A 19,499-nucleotide genomic window follows, 5' to 3' on the forward strand; every position below is an offset into this window, starting at 1 on the left:
TATGTAAGTGACCAAACAAAACATATTAAAAGGAGTGATTAACTATGAGCTATAACCATCTTACCATAGAAGAAAGATCTTGTATTTACCAATTTTTAAATTTAGGAATGAGTATAAGGAAAATTGCACAAGCACTTAAAAGGTCACCTAGTACAATATCTAGAGAAATTAAAAGAAATTCATCTAAGATAAAAGTTAGTAGGGGAAGTTACACTAAGTACTTTCCGATAAAGGCAAATGATAAATATATTGATAGAAGAAAAGACTGCCATAGAAAAAGTAAATTTTCTAAAGATGTTATTGATTATTTAACTGTAAAGATTAACGAACATTGGTCCCCTGAACAAATATCAAATAGAAACACAAATGAGATTCATGAATTACCATCTACATCAACGATATATAGAATGATACACGCCAAAAAGCTGCCAAAAACTAGTATGAAAAATTTGAGAAGAAAAGCTAAATTTAAAAGGCCAGCAGAAAAAAGAGGAAAATTCAATGATAAAGGTAGAACAATTAAGAAAAGACCTAAAGAGATATACAGAAGGCAAGAATTAGGCCACTGGGAAGCAGATACAGTGGAATCAGGCAGATTAGATCATAAAAGGAAAAGTAGATGTTGTTTCGTAACTTTAGCAGAAAGAAAATCTAGATATTATATAGCAATCCTAGTTGAAAATAGAAAGTCGGAAAGCGTAACACCAGCAATAATAAATGCATTAAAAGATTATCCAAAAGAATTAGTAAAAACAATAACCTTTGATAGAGGTAAAGAATTTTCAGAATTTGAGAAAATAGAAAAAGAATTAGGATGCAAAACTTATTTTTGTGATCCCTATTGTGCATGGCAAAAAGGTACAAATGAAAATAGTAACGGACTTTTGAGGGAGTTTTATCCTAAGGGTATGGATTTATCAGAAGTGAATATTGATGAATTAAATTATAACTTAAGTTTAATGAATAATAGACCTAGAAAATGTATAAAATATAAAACACCTAAAGAAGAACTTTTTGGTCTCTTACCATAGGTGTTGCATTTGATTTGACAATTCGTCGATACAAAAAACGTATGATAATGACAATTATAGGAATAATGGGCTGTACGGCTCTACTCATTCTTGGATTTGGTATAGAGGGTTCTGTAAATGGAATAGCTTATAAGCAGTTCGATGAGATTATGCAATATGACTTGTCTATAACTTATGATGATGCATTGGATAACGAATCCTATAAATCTTATATTGCTCAAAGAGATGCTGATGGATTTAATAGAACAGAAGTTAACTTAGAGCAGTTTGAGTTTGAATATGGCGAAGTAATTGAGAATTTGACAGTTATTAGCGCAAGTTCAGACCAAGCTTTGAAAGACTTTGTGAATTTACGAGAAAGAAAAAGTGGAGAAAAAATAGAGTTACCTAAAAATGGTGTAGTGCTAAGCGAAAAGACAGCTAAACTAATGGGGGCAGAGCCGGGAGATATTATAACCATAACTAGCGGTGAGGGAATTGATTTTGAAGTAGAAGTAAAATCTATAATGGAAATGTATATGGGCCACTATGCCGTTATGAGTAGTGAATATTACAGTAGAGTGTTTAAAAAAGAGTTTACACCGAACACAGACTTGTATAAAATTAGCAAGGATGTAAATAAGATTAAAGATAGATATTTAAACTATAAAGCAGTCGTTTCAGCGGTGGATATGGATGCAATACAGGAGATAATGGATGAGTATATGCATTCAATAGAGAAAGTGCAGGTTATTATAACGGTTGCATCGGCACTACTTGCAATGATTGTGCTATACAATTTGACAAACATAAACATCGTGGAGAGATTAAGAGAGATTTCAACCATAAAGGTTTTGGGATTTTATGCAAATGAAACTACAGCTTATGTCTATAGAGAGACGGGAATGTTGACATTATTTGGTATCTTTATAGGGATGTTTGTTGGGAAACTTCTGCACCATGTAGTAATTCAAATAGTGGTACCAAATCAATCCATGTTGGACCCGGTATTGACTAAAAAAGCTTATTTAATTTCGATTTTTATAACTGTGGTGGTGAACTTAGTTATAATGTTTATTTTCCACAATAAGCTAAAAAATATAAATATGGTAGAATCTTTAAAATCAAATGAATAATTGATATAACACATGGTATAATGTTTATAATAACAGTTCGGAGGAATATAACTTGGAAAAAATAATTGTAAAAAAATCTGAGCCATTAAGAGGTACAGTTCGCATAAGTGGAGCTAAAAATGCAGCACTACCGATTTTAGCAGCCTCTCTACTTGGAACAGAAGATGTAATTCTTGAAGACGTACCGGGTCTTAAAGATGTAGATATAATGTGTCAAGTTCTTGAAAACTTGGGAAGCACTGTAAAAAGAGTAGACAAGAATAAAATAATTATAAATTCTAAAAATTTGAGTTCATACGTGACAAGCTATGAACTTATGGGCAAGATGAGAGCGTCTTTCTTAGTAATGGGACCGCTTCTTGGACGTATGGGAAAAACTGTAAACTCTCTTCCGGGAGGATGTAACATAGGCGCAAGACCTATCGACCTACACCTTAAGGGATTTGAAGCTCTTGGGGCAAAAATAGAAAATAATGTTGGAGATATAACAGCAAGTTGTGAAAAATTGGTTGGAGATACAATATATTTAGATTTCCCATCAGTTGGAGCAACTGAAAATATTATGACTGCGGCAGTGCTTGCAGAGGGAGAAACTGTTATAGAAAATGCGGCTATGGAACCTGAAATAGTGGACTTGGCAAACTTCTTGAGAAAGATGGGAGCTAAGGTAAACGGAGCGGGAACTTCAACTATCAGAATAAAAGGTGTTGAAGAACTAAAGGGTTGCACTCACCAAATAATACCGGACAGAATCGAAGCAGGTACATTTATGGTAGCAGCTGCTATGACAGAAGGAGATATAAAAATTGAAAATGTTATAGCTTCTCACATAAAACCTATAATAGCTAAGCTTGAAGAAGCTGGGGCAGAGGTAATAGAAGAAGATGACAGTTTAAGAGTTATAGGAAACTCTATCAAACGTCCTATAAATATAAAGACTCTACCATATCCAGGATTCCCTACAGATATGCAAGCTCAATTTATGGCTTTTACAACTACTCTAAACGGAAAGAGTACAGTAAAAGAAACTGTATTTGAAAATAGATTTATGCATGCAGATGAACTTGTGAAAATGGGTGCAGATATAAGTGCAAAAGACAGAGAGGCAAGAGTGGTTGGACCTAGCAAACTAAAAGGAGCTAAGGTAAACGCAACTGACTTAAGAGCAGGAGCGGCGCTAATACTTGCAGGTCTTATGGCAGATGGAGAAACTGAAATAGGCGAAATCTACCATATAGACAGAGGATATGAAGATATAGAAGAAAAATTCAGAAGTTTGGGTGCGCAAATTGAAAGAGTTGATATTTAAAGTTATGGTTTATGCCATAACTTTTTTATGTCTATAACGAGTTGGGTGATTTTTAAGATGAAATAAATTTGGACAAAAAAATAAGAGCGGATATCCGCTCTATTTTATGATTAAATTAGTCTTCGTAAACTTCGAAATCTTCTTTTCCAGCTCCGCAAAGTGGGCAAACCCAATCTTCAGAAACATCTTCAAATGCTGTGTTAGGTTCAACTCCGTTATCTGGATCTCCTAAAGCTGGATCATATATATATCCACAAAGTGTACATTCAAATTTTTGCATGGGGTATTTCTCCTTTCATAATTAAAAAATATTTAAAATTTATAGTTAATTATTACCCACTAAATTTTAAATCTAACTAAAAAATAAAAAAAACAATAAATATGTTCAAAAGATGGTAATAGAGATATAATTATTTAGATAAATTATATCAATTACATAAAAATAGAGTTAAATTTTTAATATTTGGGTAAAAAATAAATGCATGAAGAGAGGTGAGACTATGGATGCAATATACACTTACCGAGGGGCAGTTTGTAGTGAAATAAAAGAAATAAAACCCTTTGTTGAGGATGTGTTAAAGAAAATAAAAAAGTATATATATGATGAAGAGACAATTTTTGATTTAAAACTAATTCTTGACGAGTTGGTGGTGAATGGAGCATTACATGGCAATGAACTAAATCGAGATAAATTTGTTTATTTAAATGTGATATTAGAGAGAAGTTCAATCACCATAAAAGTTGTTGACGAAGGGTGTGGAACAATTAATCATTCTACAGCTGAATGTTTCAACAGTGAAAAGTGTAATGGAAGAGGGCTTGTTTTAGTTGAAGCTCTTACAGATAGAGTAGTTTTTAATAAAAATGAAGTAATTGTTTTAAAGCACTTATAAATTTTAAATATTTTTAGCTAAATCACCTTATTAAGGTGATTTTTTATATACAAATAAACAAGCTGTGATATAATTTTTAGAGATTGGAGTGAAAAGATGAATAAAAGAGAAGACATAAGAAATATAGCTATTATTGCCCATGTAGACCATGGTAAAACTACACTTGTAGATGCATTATTAAAACAATCTGGTATTTTTAGAGAAAACCAAGTTGTTGAAGAGAGGGTTATGGACTCTAACGATATTGAAAGAGAAAGAGGAATTACAATTCTTTCTAAAAACACATCTGTAATACACAACGGTGTAAAGATAAATATAATAGACACACCAGGACACGCTGACTTCGGTGGAGAAGTTGAACGTGTACTTAAGATGGTAAACGGAGTTGTATTGTTAGTAGATGCTTTTGAAGGCCCAATGCCTCAAACTAAGTTTGTTTTGAAGAAAGCATTTGAATTAGACTTGCCTGTAATAGTGGCAATAAATAAAATTGATAGACCAGGCGCTAGACCTGAAGCTGTTGTAGATGAAGTGTTAGATTTATTTATAGATTTAGGAGCAAGCGACGATGCTCTTGAAAGTCCACATGTGTTCACATCTGCAAAATCAGGTATTGCTAAAATCAACTTAGAAGATGAAACTACTGATATGAGTGCGCTATTCAATACTATAATTGAATATATACCAGCTCCTGATTATGATGTAGAAGCACCTTTCCAAGTTTTGATTTCAACAATAGACTACAATGACTACGTAGGTAGAATTGGGGTTGGAAAAGTTGAAAGAGGACAATTCAACCAAGGGGACACAGTAGTAATAGTAAATAAAGAAAAACCTGAACTATGTAAAAAGGTTAAGATAACAAATATATATGAATACGAAGGGCTTGAAAGAGTTTCAGTAGACACTGCTAAAGCGGGAAGTATAGTTGCAGTAACAGGGATAGAAGATATAAATATCGGAGACACAATAGCTTCCACAGAAGACCCTACACCTTTAGAGTTTGTAAAGATTTCAGAGCCTACATTAGCTATGAATTTTTCAGTAAACGACTCACCTTTTGCCGGTAGAGATGGTAAATTTGTAACATCAAGACAAATCAGAGCAAGACTTTTAAGAGAACTCCAAACAGATGTCGGACTTAGAGTAGAAGATACAGATTCTACAGACTCTTTCAAAGTTTCAGGAAGAGGAGAACTTCACCTTTCAGTGTTAATTGAAAACATGAGACGTGAAGGGTATGAATTCCAAATTTCAAAACCAGAAGTTTTATTTAAGACAATAGACGGAAAATTACATGAGCCTATGGAAATTGTAACAATAGACGTTTCAAATGAACATGTTGGTAGTGTAATAGAAAAGCTGGGAAGACGTAAGGCTGAACTTGTTTCAATGCAAGAGCCAACAGGCGGTTATGCTAAACTTGAATTTAAAATGCCTGCTCGTGGACTTATAGGATATCGTTCAGAGTTTATGAGTGATACAAAGGGTAATGGTATATTGAATACATTATTCTTAGCTTATGAGCCATATAAGGGGGATATACCAAGACGTATGGATGCTTCAATAGTATCCTTCGATACTGGTACTGCATCTGCATATGGACTTAACAATGCTCAATCAAGAGGAGATCTTTTCGTAAAACCTTCTGAAGAAGTTTACGAAGGACAAGTCGTAGGACAATCTCCAAAGGGCGTGGAAATAGAAGTTTCGGTAACTAAGACTAAGAAACAGAGTAATGTCAGAGCTTCAGGGGCAGACGATGCACTTAAACTTTCACCTACAGTAGATATGTCATTAGAAGAAGCTTTGGAGTTTATTGAAGATGATGAGTTAATAGAAGTTACTCCGTTGACTTTTAGAATTAGAAAGAAAATTTTAAATTCACAAACAAGGTACAAATCTAAAAAAAATAAGTAGGTGGTAATTTGTTAATGCCATTGTCTAACATTGATAGAATAATTGATTTTTTCTCTGCGTACGGCTTGATTTTTGCACTAAATATTGTATTTTCTATAATCATTGTATTTATAGAGCGAAGAAAACCTACGTCCACACTATTGTGGGTAATGACAATAAATTTTTTGCCAATAATAGGATTTATACTCTATTTAATACTTGGACAAGATCTTTCTAAAAAGAAAATTTTTGAAAAAAAAGAAAGAATAGAAAAGAAGATGTTCTATATTGCAAGGAATCAAACAGAGACCTTGGAGAAAGAAACTGTAAAAGGAATGGATATCTATGGGTATTTAGATATGATTCACATGTTTAATATGGGCGAAAATGAAATAATGTATTTTGGAAATCAAGTCGAAAGATTTGTAGATGGAAGAGATTATTTTCATAGGCTAATTGAAGATATTAAACAGGCAAAGACTTCTGTTTATATTCAGTCCTATATATTTAAGTCAGATGGCTTGGGAACTGAAATAATAGAACTCTTAAAGCAAAAAGCAAAAGAGGGATTGGAAGTTATTTTGTTAGTTGATGGAATGGGTGGAAGAAAATTTAAAAATAGCGACAGAAAAAGTTTGATTGATTCTGGAGTGAAAGTGGAAATATTTTTTCCAGGGATTTTTAAAAACATCAACACACGTGTAAATTACAGAAATCACAGAAAGATTATAGCAATAGACCATAAAATAGGATATGTTGGTGGCTTTAATATAGGCGATGAATATATATCTAAGAGTAAAAAATTTGGTTTTTGGAGAGATACGCATCTTAGAATAGTGGGAGATGCAATCCGAGGGCTGGAATTTAGATTTTATTTAGATTATAAATTTGCTGCTGGTAAAAGAGCAAGTATGTCACCAATGACAACCATTAGTGAGAAGAAAACTATGTTTACACCGGGGTCTGAAATTTGTATAGTCACAAGTGGGCCTGATACAAAAGTGGACTCAGTTAGAAATGGTTATGAAAAGATGATTACCAAGGCGAAGAAGAGAATATTTATTCAAACGCCTTACTTTGTTCCAGATGATGGACTCTTTAAATCTCTTAAAGTTGCTGCTCTATCTGGAGTGGAAGTCAATATAATGATACCACGCATAAGAGACCATATATTTGTGCACTGGGCTTCACTGTCTTTTATCGGTGAGTTACTTCATTGGGGATGCAAGGCATACTACTATGAAGGTGGATTCATGCACAACAAGATAGTTATTTCTGATGATGTAGTTTCAAGCGTAGGTACGGCGAATTTTGACATTAGAAGTTTTGAACTTAATTTCGAAGTAAATGCTTTTATTTTTGATAGAGAAATGAATGCACAATTGGTGGAAGATTTTTATAGAGATGTGGAAAATTCCACTGAAATAACATTGGAAAATTATAAAAATAGACCTTGGCATATAAAAGTTAGAGAAGGTTTTTCGAGACTTTTATCACCAATACTTTGAGGTATGTATGAAATTAATAGCTAAAGTTTTGATTATACTCATAGTGGGGATTGCCATAATGAACTTTTTCGATTTTAGAAAGTTTATATATGTTGAAAGTATGGATGGAGCCAAAGTTATAGAACAAGTTAAAAAATAAGAAGCCTCTGACTAAAAGTCAGAGGTATTTTTATGCTCAAATTTATAGAGTTTTTGGAAGAGTGAAAGTATCTTTATATGCATCTTCAAGTTTTAAAAGTGCTATTTTTTTATCTATACCTCCAGCATATCCAGTGAGTGAACCACTTACTCCAACAACTCTGTGGCATGGTACTATTATTGAAATAGGATTGTGACCAATTGCTCCGCCAACTGCTTGTGCAGACATTCGTTTGAGATTTGAACTAATAGCTAATTCTCTGGCAATTTCTCCATAAGTTGTGGTCTGACCATGCGGGATAGATAGTAATATTTCCCAAACTTTAATTCTAAAATCAGAACCGATTAATTTAATTTTAGGAGTAAAGTTTGGAGATTCCCCTTTAAAATAGATATTCAACCATGATTCAGTAGATTTGAAGATAGGCAAATCTGATTTAAATTGGCAATCATTGTAGGTATTGCTATAATATTTAGAATTTTCAAATGATAAATTAATTAAGTTTTTGCCATCACTAACCATAAATATTTTTCCAATTGGAGAATTATAGTATTTTATATAGTTCATTTTGACTCCTTTTAGACAAGCTTGATATAAATTTATTACAATTTAATATTAATTCAAAAAAATAAAGAATTAAATAAAAAAATTTATTTTTTTGTTTGAATTTTAACAAACATATGTATAAAATATATTTAGAAAACTATAGTAATATAAAGTAGTTTAATATTACTTAGGTTAAAATTTACAATATTTTTGTTTAGAAAGACTAACTATTAAAAGCCAAGAGGTGAAACAAAGAAAATATAAGTAATGATATTGATAAAAACTGAATAAAAATAAGCATGAAAAAGTACCCTAAAGTTTAAGATTAAAAATAGGGTTAGCAAAGTTTTTTCCTTTTAAATAGTAATTTTCTCAAAAGAACCTGTAAATGATAAAGGCTATGCCCGAGCAAAGCTCGTCATTTACAGAACCTTTTTCAAAAATTAATTCATAATTAAGCAAAAACTAACTTTGTTGTTGATATGGTTCATTTTTAGTTAAAACAGCAAAAATAGTATGACAAAGCTTTCTAGCAACAGCGTTTGTAGCAACTAAATGATGTTTGCCTTCACTGATTTTCTTCTGATAATAATCAGAAAAAACTGGGTCACAAAATTCAGCTCTAAGAGCGGATTGAAAAAGAGCACGCCTTAAGTAAGGAGAACCTCTTTTACTCATATGATTGTAAGTAGATTCATATTCTCCAGACTGAGAAACACTAGCATCCAAACCAGCATAAGCGACAAGCTTAGAAGGATTAGAAAATCTTTTAATATCTCCAATCTCACCTAATATAGTAGCAGCATTAACAGAACCAATACCAGGAATGGTATTAATTGGAGAATTGAGTTTTTCAAGTAAAATTTCAATTTCTTTTTCAACATCTAAAACTTGATTTTGAATAAAAGAAATTTGCCCTATAAGCATTTTAATTTGAAGTCTAAAAGAATCCATGCAGAAATTAATGCCAAAAGATTTAGAAGCTTTCTTAGAAAGTTCTTCAAGTTTTCTAGAAGCATACTTCTTTCGAGAAACATTGTCTAAAAAATATTGTAAATCTTCAGAACTGATATCTTCAAAGTCTAAAGGAGTAGAGAAATTTGAAAGAATTTCTTTAGAAGTCTTACCAAAAATATTGCTAAAAGAAGAAGCATATTCAGGGAAAACTTGGTCTAAAAGAGCAATAGTCTTTCTTTTAAGATCACCAATTGATGATACAAGATAAGATCTGAATCTAGAAAGATTTCTCAAAGACAAATAGTCCTCATTAGAAAGAGAAGTTTCAACAAAATCACCATAGCGAAGAAGATCGGCTATTAAAAGAGAATCAATAATATCAGTTTTTCTCTTTCTGATTTCGATACCTTGTCTCCAACCATCAGTTTGGATTGGATTGATAACACGAACAGTAAAGTTTTTTTGGGCAAGATATGAGTATAGAGATAACCAATAATGACCAGTAGCCTCCATGCCAATTTCAAGTTCATTTTTGAAAGCTTCTAGTTTAAGGATTAAACTCTCAGCACCATAAATGGAATTTGAAAAAGAAAAAGCTTTAAAAATAACTTTTTTCTTATCATCAACTAATGAAGCAACATGAGTATTTTTACCAATATCAATACCTAAATAAAACATTTGAAACCTCACAAAAAAGTATTTTAGATAGACACCTCAAAATCTAATAACGTTACTGCCTTATGCTAAATACGAAGTACCCTAAGAGGGTCAACATCTAACTTATTCGTAAACAGTTAAAAGATTAGAGGACTCACTCTTTCAATTACGAGATTAAATCTCAAGGAGAAAACGAGTACACTCTATCTAATAACAATATTATACAGCAAACCTGAATAATATTTAGTCGATAAAGGATTATAGGTTACCTTTAACAACCTAAATACATTATATAAGGAGAATTCCTTAGAGGGAGATAGTTAACGTAAAGCATATGAAAATAAGAAATCTGTTAGAAATTAGAAAAGCTATTTATTCTCTTTTGAGAAGCGATGAGAGGATGATAGCTTTTTCAACGTCAAAAACTAGTTCATCGGCTTATTGTATATTAGTTAATGAGTTAAATGAATATGTTTGTTTTAGAGTGAGTGACCATTATACAAGCCCGTTTTATTCAAATAGGACTTTTTATATAGAAAATGATTTAGAAAAACTAAGAGAAAATATTAGGAAATACTTAGACAATATTAGTTGGCATAAATTTAAATATTCGGACTTTTATGGGTTACAGTGTTTAAAACAAATGAAACTAAAAAAGATGAGCATCTATATAGATAATTCAGCGGAGATATTTGATAGAGCTAAGATGGGGATGTTGTTTTATCAAATTGTAGATAGGTCCAGAAATAAAAAAGAAATTCATACTGTCTCGGAAAGTTTTCAAAAACATTTGAGGAAATTTTACGCCTCAGGTTTGATAAGTGAGACTAAGCTATTTGATAACACATATTTAGTTTATGTGACGGCTGAGGGACTTGCACTTATTGAACACAGCATGCCATTATATATAAATAAATTTTTAGAAGACTTTGACAGTATAAATTTAAATTATGTTGAGATAGAGTAGTTTAAAATAAAAAAATATTTTGTAGATAAGCTACAAAATATTAATTTTCAAACACCCATACCTCCATTTGTGGAGATGATTTGTCCGGTCATATATGAATTTTTGTCTGAGATTAAGAAACTTACAAGTTCTGCAATTTCTTTTGGCTCTGCCATTCTCATCATCGGAATATTTTCGCAAATGTATTTCATATCTTCATCAGTATAACATTTCATCATATCGGTCTTTACAGTTCCTGGGGCAATGGCATTTACTCTTATATTAGAGGGAGCAAGTTCTAATGCGAGAGATTTTGTAAGAGATTCTATAGCTCCTTTGGTGGCTGAGTAAGCTACTTCGCAAGATGCACCATGAGAGCCCCATATTGAAGACACATTTAATATAACTCCATTTTTATTGGATATCATATCTGGAAGCACACAATGTATAGTGTTAAAACAACCGCATACATTCACGCTAAAAAGTTCGTTCCATTTTTCAACAGTTAAATCTTGGAATAAGGACACGTTTGAGATTCCAGCATTATTTATTAAGATATCTACATTTCCAAAATCAAATTTAATTTTTTCGTACATATCTTTGACTTGTAAATAATTTGAGACATCAGTTTGGTAAGCTTTGGTACTCAATTTATGTGCAAGTTCTTTTGCGTCTTTTTCACTTGTATTATAATTGATTAGCACTTGGTAGCCTTCTTCAAAAAGTTTTTCAGCAATGGCTTTGCCGATTCCCTTTGCCGCACCAGTTATAAGCACTTTTTTCAATGTTTTATACCTCCTAAATATGCGAAGTTAATAGCAGATTTTAAGATTTTAAAATTTATTTCGTTTGATTCAAAAATTTCTCCATTTATATTTGCGAGCACCTTGTCTTTGCTTTTAATGGTTCCGGATTCAACTTGCATAGATAATACTTCAGGAGAATTTAAGTGGTTGCCGGTTTTATAAAGTGGCAGCAAATTCAAAAGTCTAAAGAGACCTAATTTTTTAACCAATATTATTTCTAAAGTAGAGTCATTCACAATAGAATTTTTTGAAGGATTAAATCCATTGCCATAGTATCCGCCATTGCAGACAGCACCTAAAGTAAATAAGTCACTTGTTTTAAAAGTGCTACCATCTTTTAAATTCAATTCGATATCTAAATTTAAGTCGAACGGTTTGAATATAGACATCAAAATACCAAAGATGTACGCACGTGATTTCAAGCTTGGAAATTTGCTAAGCACTCTATATGTGTTGGCGAGGACTATGGTGTCTAGTCCAAAGCTTAGGATATTTATACAAAAGGTATCATTTATCTGTATGATATCGCATGGTTTTAATATTGGGGTTAAAGTATCTTTTAAAGAAAAAGTTGAGTAGTCAAAATTTTTTGAAAAGTCATTTGCTGTTCCAAGGGGAATCAAACCAAGAGAAGCTTTTTTTTCGACCAATTCCACAGCCGCTTCATTTAAGCTTCCGTCACCACCGCATACGTAGATTACACAATCTTCTTCAGAATACTTTTTAGCTATTTCCTTAATGCTATTTTTATTTTCTGTAACATACACTTTAAAATCTAAATCAGTTTTAGAATATAAAGCTATTATCTCGTCTTCTAAGCTTGGATACACATTTCCCGCTTTAGAACTTATTATAAAAATTGTTTTCATAACATAGATTGTATAATAAACAAAGTAAAATATCTATAGCAATAGATTTTAGTGCTAGCACTTGATATTTTATTCTGTTTTTATTATAAGATAGGTTATAAAATTAAATAAATAAGAATTTGAAGTATCCTTATCGAGCTTAGGCTTGGCATGGATATTTTTTTAATCTTAAAAATAAATTAAAAAGATATGATTGTTATAAATGGTATAATATATGACAGGTGATAAAATGCAAACTTATAACTACCACACACATACATACAGGTGTGGGCATGGAATTGGAACTGAAGAGGAATATGTTATATCTGCAATTGAAAATAAATTTAAAGTATTGGGCTTTAGTGAACACTTACCTTTTGCAGATTGGGTAGACCCATTTGAAAGACCATCTATGTCAGAAAAAAATGACTATGAGGGAATTGTAATAGATTTAAAAACTAAATACCCTGAAATAAAGATACTGCTTGGATATGAGACAGAATATTTTAAAGATATGGATAGCTATATAAGAGACACTTCTCAAAGAGTTGATTATTTAATTCTGGGTCAACATGCGCTTAATAGAAGTGATTTATATTTACACGCAAGTGCAACTGACTATGAAGTCAGAAAGATGGCAGAGCTTGTTTGCTGTGGGCTTAGTACGGGGTATTTTAAATACTTAGCACATCCGGATTACTTTATGATGGCGAGGAGCACTTATTCAAAAGAGTGTGATGTAGGGGCTAGAGAAGTTGCCTTAGCTGCGAAAGAAAATGATGTGCATGTGGAATTAAATTTAAAAGGGTTTTTGCTAACTAAGGGTTTTATAGATGGAGAAGAATCTAATTTTTATCCTTATCAAAAAATATTTAGAAGTATCTCAGAGATAGGACCTAAGTTTGCGATTGGCTATGACGCTCATAACCCTAAGTTTTTAAGTAATAGAAGTGGTGAAGAAAAACTTAGAGCTGATTATTCATATTTGAAAATAGAAGAGGAAGAGTTTATATAATGTAAATTAAAAGTTTGTATATTAAATAAACTTTGATAGAATATTTGAGAGGTGAAATATGAAGAAATTTATAATTTTTCTTCTTGCTTTAGTTATGTGCACTGAAGGTTTGGTGTATGCTGCAGAAGAGCAGACTTCAGTTAGAAATGAAGCCAGTGTTGAAAACGAAGTAAAAGAAATTAGAAATCAAGATATATTAGTGCCAACTAAAAAAGGTGTTCAAAAAGCAACTCAAGCAGAGGCTGATAAAATTAAAAAATTAGAAGAGAAACCTTTAGAGAGTTTGACTGGTTCATATATATTGGGCGATTACAAGAGTGGAAAAATTCTTGAAGCGTATAATATAGATGAAGTTAGAGGGATGGCTTCTATGTCTAAAATAGTTGGTATATATGTTGTTTTTGATGCAATAAAAGACAACAAGATCTCGAAGGAAGATAAAGTTACCATAGATTCAGAGGCATCAAGGCTGATAGGTTCTTCTTATAAATTAAAAGAAGGAGATGTGGCATCTGTTGATGATTTGATGAAGGCATCTATGGTGGTTTCAGGAAATGATGCGATTACATCTCTTGGAAAACACATATATGGTTCTAAAGAAGCTTTTGTGGAAGCTATGAACGAAAAATGTAGAGAGCTTGGTTTAAAACATGCTGAGATGGTAAATCCAACAGGGCTTACAGACTATTCAAACGAGACGTATAATAAGATGACTACAAGAGAGATGTTTATATTGGCAAGACATTTTATAAATGATTATCCTGAAGCATTGAAGTATACTTCAATAGAATCCATAATTGAACCGGAGAGGAACTTTGAAGAGTACAATACCAATCCCATACTTGGAGTTGTTAAAGGTGTGGATGGTTTAAAGACAGGATACACAAATGCTGCTGGGAGATGTCTTATGGCAACTGCACTTAGAAAAGGCGAGGGCAGAAGTTTGGACACAAGGCTAATAGGTGTAATAACAGGAGCTCCGAGTGATTGGGCGAGATACGTTGCTGCGAAGAAATTAATAGGCGGAGGACTTGATAAGTATAGATATACTGTCATAGGAAATCCGGAAGAGGCAATAGCTAAATTAAAAGTTGAAAATTCAGAGGCGGGAGAAGTTGAAGTTTTTGAAAAATCAACCGGCAATGCTCTTTGGGACGGAAAAAGTGAAATCAAAAAAACTGTAACCTTAAAAGAAGGTTTGTTAGCTCCAATCCCAGCGGGAGAAGTAGTTGGAAAAGTTACCTACACGATGGGTGGAGAAGAGATTTTAAAACAAGATTTAATTGTAAAGGATAGAGTTTTACAAAAAGGATTTATCTACAAAATACAAAACATATACAGAGATATAATACAAAATATAAGAGCAGTTTAAACACCTTGGCGACAGGGTGTTTTTTGCAATTTAAAACGAGATGTCAATACATCTCGCAATATAACATAATTTTTAAAATTCAAAACTATCTATAATATTTTTCAATTCGGCAATAGATTTTACGTTATTTATAGTATACGCCTTATTATCAAATTTAAAAACTCCAAGATATGTAGGCATCTCTTCTGAACCGGATTTGATTATATAGACAGTAGTGTTGGCTATTTTATATTCTTCTTCAATACTAAAATTACCCATTAGTTCCTTAGGTATGCCTTTTTGAATAGGATTATTGACCCATTCAATAGAAAGAAAAGGAGGATCACTAACTTTAAAATCAAAAGAATTTATAAGAGAATCAAAAATCATATTTGAAGGGAATACAACTATTTGAGAGAGTACACCGTCTTGGAAATATTTTGCACAGTATTCTTGATTAGAAAAATAAGTTGAGTTGATAAAACTTATTTCTAAATCATTGGACAGTTCTGATAAATTTGTATATTTTTCAGATTTCAAATGGTATCCATTTTGAAGTTTTTTCTTTTCTATGAGTTTAAGATTTTTAGTATTTGTACGAATATAAGTTACATCATGAGTTAAGTTTTCAAGATTTATATTCTTATTTTTAGAATTTGTACAAGAAGTCAACAAGAATATAGTACTTAAAAAGATAAATAAAAATATTTTTTTCATTGATACACCTTCGTTTATATGATACACCTCCGTTTATATGATACACTAATAATGTAAGAAAGTAAACGTTATTAGATTTATATTAGTAGGGTTTATTATGAGAAAAATGATTGTAATTTTATTTATGGCAGTAGTTATGATTAATGGAAGCAGTGATAAATTATTTGCTCAAGTAGATAAGCCTTATGATAAGGCACCAGCATTACAAAGTTTATATGAACAAGGAAAAGTTGAAAAAGTAGACTACTATAATCCTACAACGGGGGAATATTTTGCTTGGGTAAATCCTAATGAAGTAACATTGAGGTCTGCTGGACATATAGCAAAATACTTTTCATATGACATAAGATGGAATGTTACATCAGATGCGTTTATTATTAATTCGAGTGATGTTAGAGTATACTCTAACGGGCATTTAAAAGATGGATATGGCAATTATATAAATGCTGATTTTCCATATAAAATACATTTGAGAACAGGATGGTTTGGGGGAGCGGATTTATCATATAATACAAGGTATAGTGAGGAATCAAGATATACTCAAACCAATAGAGGTGGGAAATATACATTGACAGTAAGTGTAGATGCAGATACTGACAATTATGGTCCTGGTGCAAGGTTAGTAGGAAGTGGAAGAGTTGAAGAATTAAATTAGTAATTCATTCAGGGTAGAGATTATCAAAAATAGATAAATAAAAAAGTACTGTAGTATTGTTGGTAGATAATATCATACAATACTACAGTACTTTTTTATGGAATTATAGTCTCATTTAAAGGATTTTAGTTATTTATTTAACCAAAATCAAAATTTGTGATAAAATTAAATAATCGGAGGGATTTTATGAAACTTGATGTATGTGGTGGTTGCAATGCTAAAATTGGAGCAGGCGACTTAACCGGAATTTTAAAGAGTTTACAAATTCACAAAAGAGATGATGTAGTAATAGGATTTGATGGGAATGAAGATGCTGCAATCGTAAAGATAACAGATGATATTGGAGTTGTTACTTCAGTAGATTTTTTTCCTCCAATGGTAGAAGACCCATATCTATTCGGTAAAATAGCTGCGGCAAATGCGCTTTCTGATCTATATGCAATGGGAGCTGAACCGATTAGCGCCATGAACTTAGTTTGTTTTCCTGAGGGTGAAGACTTGGGGATTTTAGAAGAAATTTTACGAGGGGGGGCAGAGGTTTGTAAAGAGGCTGAGTGCACTTTGACGGGTGGGCATTCAATTCATGATGCAAAAATAAAATACGGTTTGAGTGTTCTTGGAAGTGTAAATCTGAATAGGTTTTATAGAAACAACACACCTGAGTCAGGCGATGTACTCATACTCACTAAACCGCTTGGCGTTTCCTTACTCATGAGTGGCTACAGCATAGGTGAAGTCAACCAAGAAGATTACGAAAAAGCTGTGGCAAGCATGGTAAGACTGAATAAAGAACCTTTTGATGTGTTAAAAAATTATGATGTGCATGCTCTTACGGATATCACTGGATTTAGTTTGCTTGGTCACTTATCTGAAATGATGGAAGAGTATTCTGCGGTTTTAAATTCAAAAGATATAAAACTGCTAAGTGGAGCTAAAAAAGCTGCGGCAGATTTTCTTTTTACTGCTGGAGGTCAGAGAAATAGAAGAGCCTATAGTAAGAATGTGAATTTTGAAGTAAACGATTTTGCGATGGAAGAAGTTTTATTTGACCCACAAACTTCAGGTGGATTGCTTATAAGCGTGTCAGCGAAAGATGCAGATGAACTCTTAGCTAAGTTGGTGGAAAAAAATATAGATGCGTCTAAAATAGGAACTGTAGTAGATAAGAGAGAATATAAAATTTATGTGAGGTAGAGAAATGAAAGAAATTAATGCAATGGGACATGCTTGTCCAAGACCAGTTATAATGACTAAAAAGGCAATTGTTGAAGAGAATTTAAATGAAGTTTTAGTTAGAGTGAATAATGAGATAGCTACTGAAAATCTTTCTAAGATGGGCGAGCAACTTGGATTTACTCCAAGTGTGAATAAAGTTTCTAATACAGAGTATGAAGTTAGCTTAGTTAGACAAGCAGGAGCTTGTGAATTAATGGATATGGAAGAGGATAATGACGAGTTTATAGTTGTATTTTCATCTAATGAACTTGGTGTAGGCGAAGAATCTTTCTCTAAGACTCTTTTAAACGGATTTGTATATGCATTGACAGAACAAGATAGAGTTCCAAAGTATGTTGTGTGCTACAACAAAGGTGTTGAAATAACTACTATAAATGAAAAGACAGTACAAGATTTAAAAGTTTTAGAGCAAAAGGGAACTGAAATCTTATCTTGCGGATTGTGTTTAGAAAACTATGGACTAAAAGAAAAGTTGAGTGTTGGAACAGTAACTAATATGTATAGAATTTGCGAATTACAATTAAAATATAAAACAGTAAAACCATGTTAAAGTATGTGACTTTTGAAAGTTCAGGGCATGCTATGACTGCTGATAGACTTATAGATTTCAGTGGTGTGAGACTGATTCCTCTTCCTACAAAAATAGATGCCGGCTGTGGGCTTTGTTTAAAAGTTGAAGACCATTTAGAAGAAGTAGAAGAAATTTTGAAAGAGAATGGGATTAAATATGAAATCTTTGAATAGAATATATTTTGACAACGCGGCAACTACCATACACAAGCCAAAGGAAGTTGCCGAAGCGGTATATAATGCAATTGCGAGTGAGGAATTTGCCAATCCGTCTAGAGGGTTTTATCCACTCTCTCTAAATTCATTGGGGCTGATGTTAGATGCCAGATTAGAAGTTGCAAAATTATTTTCGATTGAAGATTCTATGAGGGTTGTATTTACAGAAAATATTACAGCTTCTTTAAATATGGCAATAAGAGCTTTCTTAGAACCGAATAGACATGTGATAACTACTCAAAATGAACACAATTCAGTTTTGAGACCATTGTTTGACTACATAGGTGATGTGTCTTATGTGAGATTGAAATCTAATGGGCGTTTAAATTATGATGATTTTGAAGGCATGTTAAGGGAAGATACACAGGCTGTGGTTTTAAGTCATGCATCAAATGTGTCAGGAATAGTAACAGACATTGAGTTCATCTACGAATTTTGTAAAAAACACAATTTGTTTTTGATTGTGGATGGAGCGCAGTCTGTTGGATGTATAGAAGTGAATTTGAACAGAGAACTTCCAGAGATGGTATATTGCTTTACAGGTCATAAATCACTGTACGGTCCACAGGGAACCGGTGGGATGGTAATATTAACAGATAGAAAGCCTACCCAAGTTTTTAGTGGCGGAAGTGGATTTGATTCATTTAATGAAAGACAACCTGACAATGTGCCTGATATTTTTGAAACTGGCACTAGGAATATACATTCTATAGCTGGATTAAAAGCCGGTGTGGAATATGTAAATTCAAAAGGGATAGTAAATATAGAAAAAGATTTAAATCAAAAGATAAGCTACCTCTATAATAAAATTAAAGATTTAGAGAAAATAGAATTGTACCACGATTTTAGCGGAATTAGGACTCCGATAGTATCTTTTAATATAGAGGGGTTCGCATCGGAAGAAATTTCAGAGTACTTAGTTGAAAATGGAATTATGACAAGATCGGGTATACATTGTGCACCAATACATCATAAAGTTTTAGGCACTGCAAGTAGAGGCATGGTGAGATTATCTTTATCTAGCTTTAACACTTACGAAGAGATTGATAAAGTTGTGGAAATAATAGCTCAAAAAGCGGTGTAAA

21 protein-coding genes are annotated in these 19,499 nt (G+C 32.4%); 15 read left to right on the plus strand and 6 right to left on the minus strand.

All coding sequences use genetic code 11. The features are described from left to right. The first annotated feature begins 44 nt into the window (after nt 1–44). From B8869_RS10780 to murA, 3 genes are read left to right on the plus strand one after another with little or no spacing between them, the layout of a single operon-like run. Complete coding sequence (locus tag B8869_RS10780; protein WP_084229742.1) at nt 45–1,031, plus strand: IS30 family transposase; 987 nt, start codon at nt 45–47, stop codon at nt 1,029–1,031. Nucleotides 1,032–1,045: 14 nt separating this feature from the next. Next, nucleotides 1,046–2,146 carry an ABC transporter permease gene (locus B8869_RS10785; protein WP_084231610.1) on the plus strand — a complete coding sequence of 367 codons (1,101 nt, stop codon included), beginning with the start codon at nt 1,046–1,048 and terminating at the stop codon, nt 2,144–2,146. Nucleotides 2,147–2,198: 52 nt separating this feature from the next. Further along, nucleotides 2,199–3,455: a UDP-N-acetylglucosamine 1-carboxyvinyltransferase gene (gene murA, locus B8869_RS10790; protein ID WP_084231611.1), complete on the plus strand. Its 1,257-nt coding sequence runs from the start codon at nt 2,199–2,201 to the stop codon at nt 3,453–3,455. 115 nt (nt 3,456–3,570) lie between these two features. On the opposite strand, the gene rd is transcribed toward murA, so the two are convergent. Further along, nucleotides 3,571–3,735 carry a rubredoxin gene (rd, locus tag B8869_RS10795; protein WP_040552270.1) on the minus strand — a complete coding sequence of 55 codons (165 nt, stop codon included), beginning with the start codon at nt 3,733–3,735 and terminating at the stop codon, nt 3,571–3,573. Between the two features lie 220 nt (nt 3,736–3,955). On the opposite strand from rd, the gene B8869_RS10800 reads away from it, so the two are divergent. The 4 genes from B8869_RS10800 to B8869_RS12265 all read left to right on the plus strand — a co-directional run bounded on the left by B8869_RS10800 (nt 3,956) and on the right by B8869_RS12265 (nt 7,894). Continuing rightward, complete coding sequence (locus tag B8869_RS10800) at nt 3,956–4,348, plus strand: ATP-binding protein (RefSeq protein WP_084231612.1); 393 nt, start codon at nt 3,956–3,958, stop codon at nt 4,346–4,348. Nucleotides 4,349–4,444: 96 nt separating this feature from the next. Next, complete coding sequence (gene typA / locus B8869_RS10805) at nt 4,445–6,268, plus strand: translational GTPase TypA (protein ID WP_084231613.1); 1,824 nt, start codon at nt 4,445–4,447, stop codon at nt 6,266–6,268. A 14-nt stretch (nt 6,269–6,282) separates the two neighbouring features. Next, nucleotides 6,283–7,755, plus strand: coding sequence for a cardiolipin synthase (gene cls / locus B8869_RS10810; protein WP_084231614.1), 1,473 nt, complete (start codon nt 6,283–6,285; stop codon nt 7,753–7,755). A 7-nt stretch (nt 7,756–7,762) separates the two neighbouring features. Continuing rightward, nucleotides 7,763–7,894: a hypothetical protein gene (locus B8869_RS12265; protein WP_268802078.1), complete on the plus strand. Its 132-nt coding sequence runs from the start codon at nt 7,763–7,765 to the stop codon at nt 7,892–7,894. A gap of 42 nt (nt 7,895–7,936) precedes the next feature. Here the strand turns inward: B8869_RS12265 and B8869_RS10815 are convergent, their stop codons facing one another. Together B8869_RS10815 and B8869_RS10820 are read right to left on the minus strand one after the other, a co-directional pair. Beyond that, nucleotides 7,937–8,461 carry a methylated-DNA--[protein]-cysteine S-methyltransferase gene (locus B8869_RS10815; protein ID WP_084231615.1) on the minus strand — a complete coding sequence of 175 codons (525 nt, stop codon included), beginning with the start codon at nt 8,459–8,461 and terminating at the stop codon, nt 7,937–7,939. 444 nt (nt 8,462–8,905) lie between these two features. Continuing rightward, a complete protein-coding gene (locus tag B8869_RS10820; RefSeq protein WP_084229931.1) occupies nt 8,906–10,075 on the minus strand; it encodes an IS110 family RNA-guided transposase in 1,170 nt (389 codons plus the stop codon). Nucleotides 10,076–10,388: 313 nt separating this feature from the next. On the opposite strand from B8869_RS10820, the gene B8869_RS10825 reads away from it, so the two are divergent. Beyond that, on the plus strand, nt 10,389–11,021 hold the full coding sequence (locus B8869_RS10825) for a hypothetical protein (protein ID WP_084231616.1): 633 nt from the start codon (nt 10,389–10,391) through the stop codon (nt 11,019–11,021). A gap of 47 nt (nt 11,022–11,068) precedes the next feature. Here B8869_RS10825 and ymfI read toward each other — a convergent pair whose 3' ends face one another. Together ymfI and B8869_RS10835 are read right to left on the minus strand one after the other, a co-directional pair. Next, a complete protein-coding gene (gene ymfI, locus B8869_RS10830) occupies nt 11,069–11,776 on the minus strand; it encodes an elongation factor P 5-aminopentanone reductase (RefSeq protein ID WP_327083045.1) in 708 nt (235 codons plus the stop codon). Nucleotides 11,777–11,781: 5 nt separating this feature from the next. Then, complete coding sequence (locus tag B8869_RS10835; protein WP_084231618.1) at nt 11,782–12,675, minus strand: diacylglycerol/lipid kinase family protein; 894 nt, start codon at nt 12,673–12,675, stop codon at nt 11,782–11,784. 214 nt (nt 12,676–12,889) lie between these two features. Between B8869_RS10835 and B8869_RS10840 the strand changes: the two genes are divergently transcribed. After that, nucleotides 12,890–13,669, plus strand: a complete 780-nt coding sequence (locus B8869_RS10840; protein WP_144017997.1) for a PHP domain-containing protein — start codon at nt 12,890–12,892, stop codon at nt 13,667–13,669. Nucleotides 13,670–13,727: 58 nt separating this feature from the next. Beyond that, complete coding sequence (locus B8869_RS10845; protein ID WP_084231620.1) at nt 13,728–15,041, plus strand: D-alanyl-D-alanine carboxypeptidase family protein; 1,314 nt, start codon at nt 13,728–13,730, stop codon at nt 15,039–15,041. Nucleotides 15,042–15,113: 72 nt separating this feature from the next. Here the strand turns inward: B8869_RS10845 and B8869_RS10850 are convergent, their stop codons facing one another. Further along, nucleotides 15,114–15,737, minus strand: coding sequence for a hypothetical protein (locus tag B8869_RS10850; RefSeq protein ID WP_084231621.1), 624 nt, complete (start codon nt 15,735–15,737; stop codon nt 15,114–15,116). A gap of 97 nt (nt 15,738–15,834) precedes the next feature. On the opposite strand from B8869_RS10850, the gene B8869_RS10855 reads away from it, so the two are divergent. The 5 genes from B8869_RS10855 (at nt 15,835) to B8869_RS10875 (ending at nt 19,498) form a co-directional block, all read left to right on the plus strand. After that, entirely contained in the window at nt 15,835–16,392 is a 558-nt protein-coding gene (locus tag B8869_RS10855; RefSeq protein WP_084231622.1) for a hypothetical protein, read from the plus strand. A gap of 186 nt (nt 16,393–16,578) precedes the next feature. Next, complete coding sequence (selD, locus tag B8869_RS10860) at nt 16,579–17,586, plus strand: selenide, water dikinase SelD (RefSeq protein WP_084231623.1); 1,008 nt, start codon at nt 16,579–16,581, stop codon at nt 17,584–17,586. A gap of 4 nt (nt 17,587–17,590) precedes the next feature. Further along, nucleotides 17,591–18,178, plus strand: coding sequence for a sulfurtransferase-like selenium metabolism protein YedF (gene yedF / locus B8869_RS10865; RefSeq protein ID WP_084231624.1), 588 nt, complete (start codon nt 17,591–17,593; stop codon nt 18,176–18,178). After that, nucleotides 18,172–18,372, plus strand: coding sequence for a DUF3343 domain-containing protein (locus B8869_RS10870; RefSeq protein WP_084231625.1), 201 nt, complete (start codon nt 18,172–18,174; stop codon nt 18,370–18,372). The genes yedF and B8869_RS10870 overlap by 7 nt, the downstream gene beginning before the upstream one ends. Next, nucleotides 18,356–19,498 carry an aminotransferase class V-fold PLP-dependent enzyme gene (locus tag B8869_RS10875; protein ID WP_234989850.1) on the plus strand — a complete coding sequence of 381 codons (1,143 nt, stop codon included), beginning with the start codon at nt 18,356–18,358 and terminating at the stop codon, nt 19,496–19,498. The genes B8869_RS10870 and B8869_RS10875 overlap by 17 nt, the downstream gene beginning before the upstream one ends. Nucleotide 19,499: the final 1 nt, after the last annotated feature.

This window comes from Peptoniphilus asaccharolyticus DSM 20463 (assembly GCF_900176115.1).
GTDB classification, from domain to species: domain Bacteria; phylum Bacillota; class Clostridia; order Tissierellales; family Peptoniphilaceae; genus Peptoniphilus; species Peptoniphilus asaccharolyticus.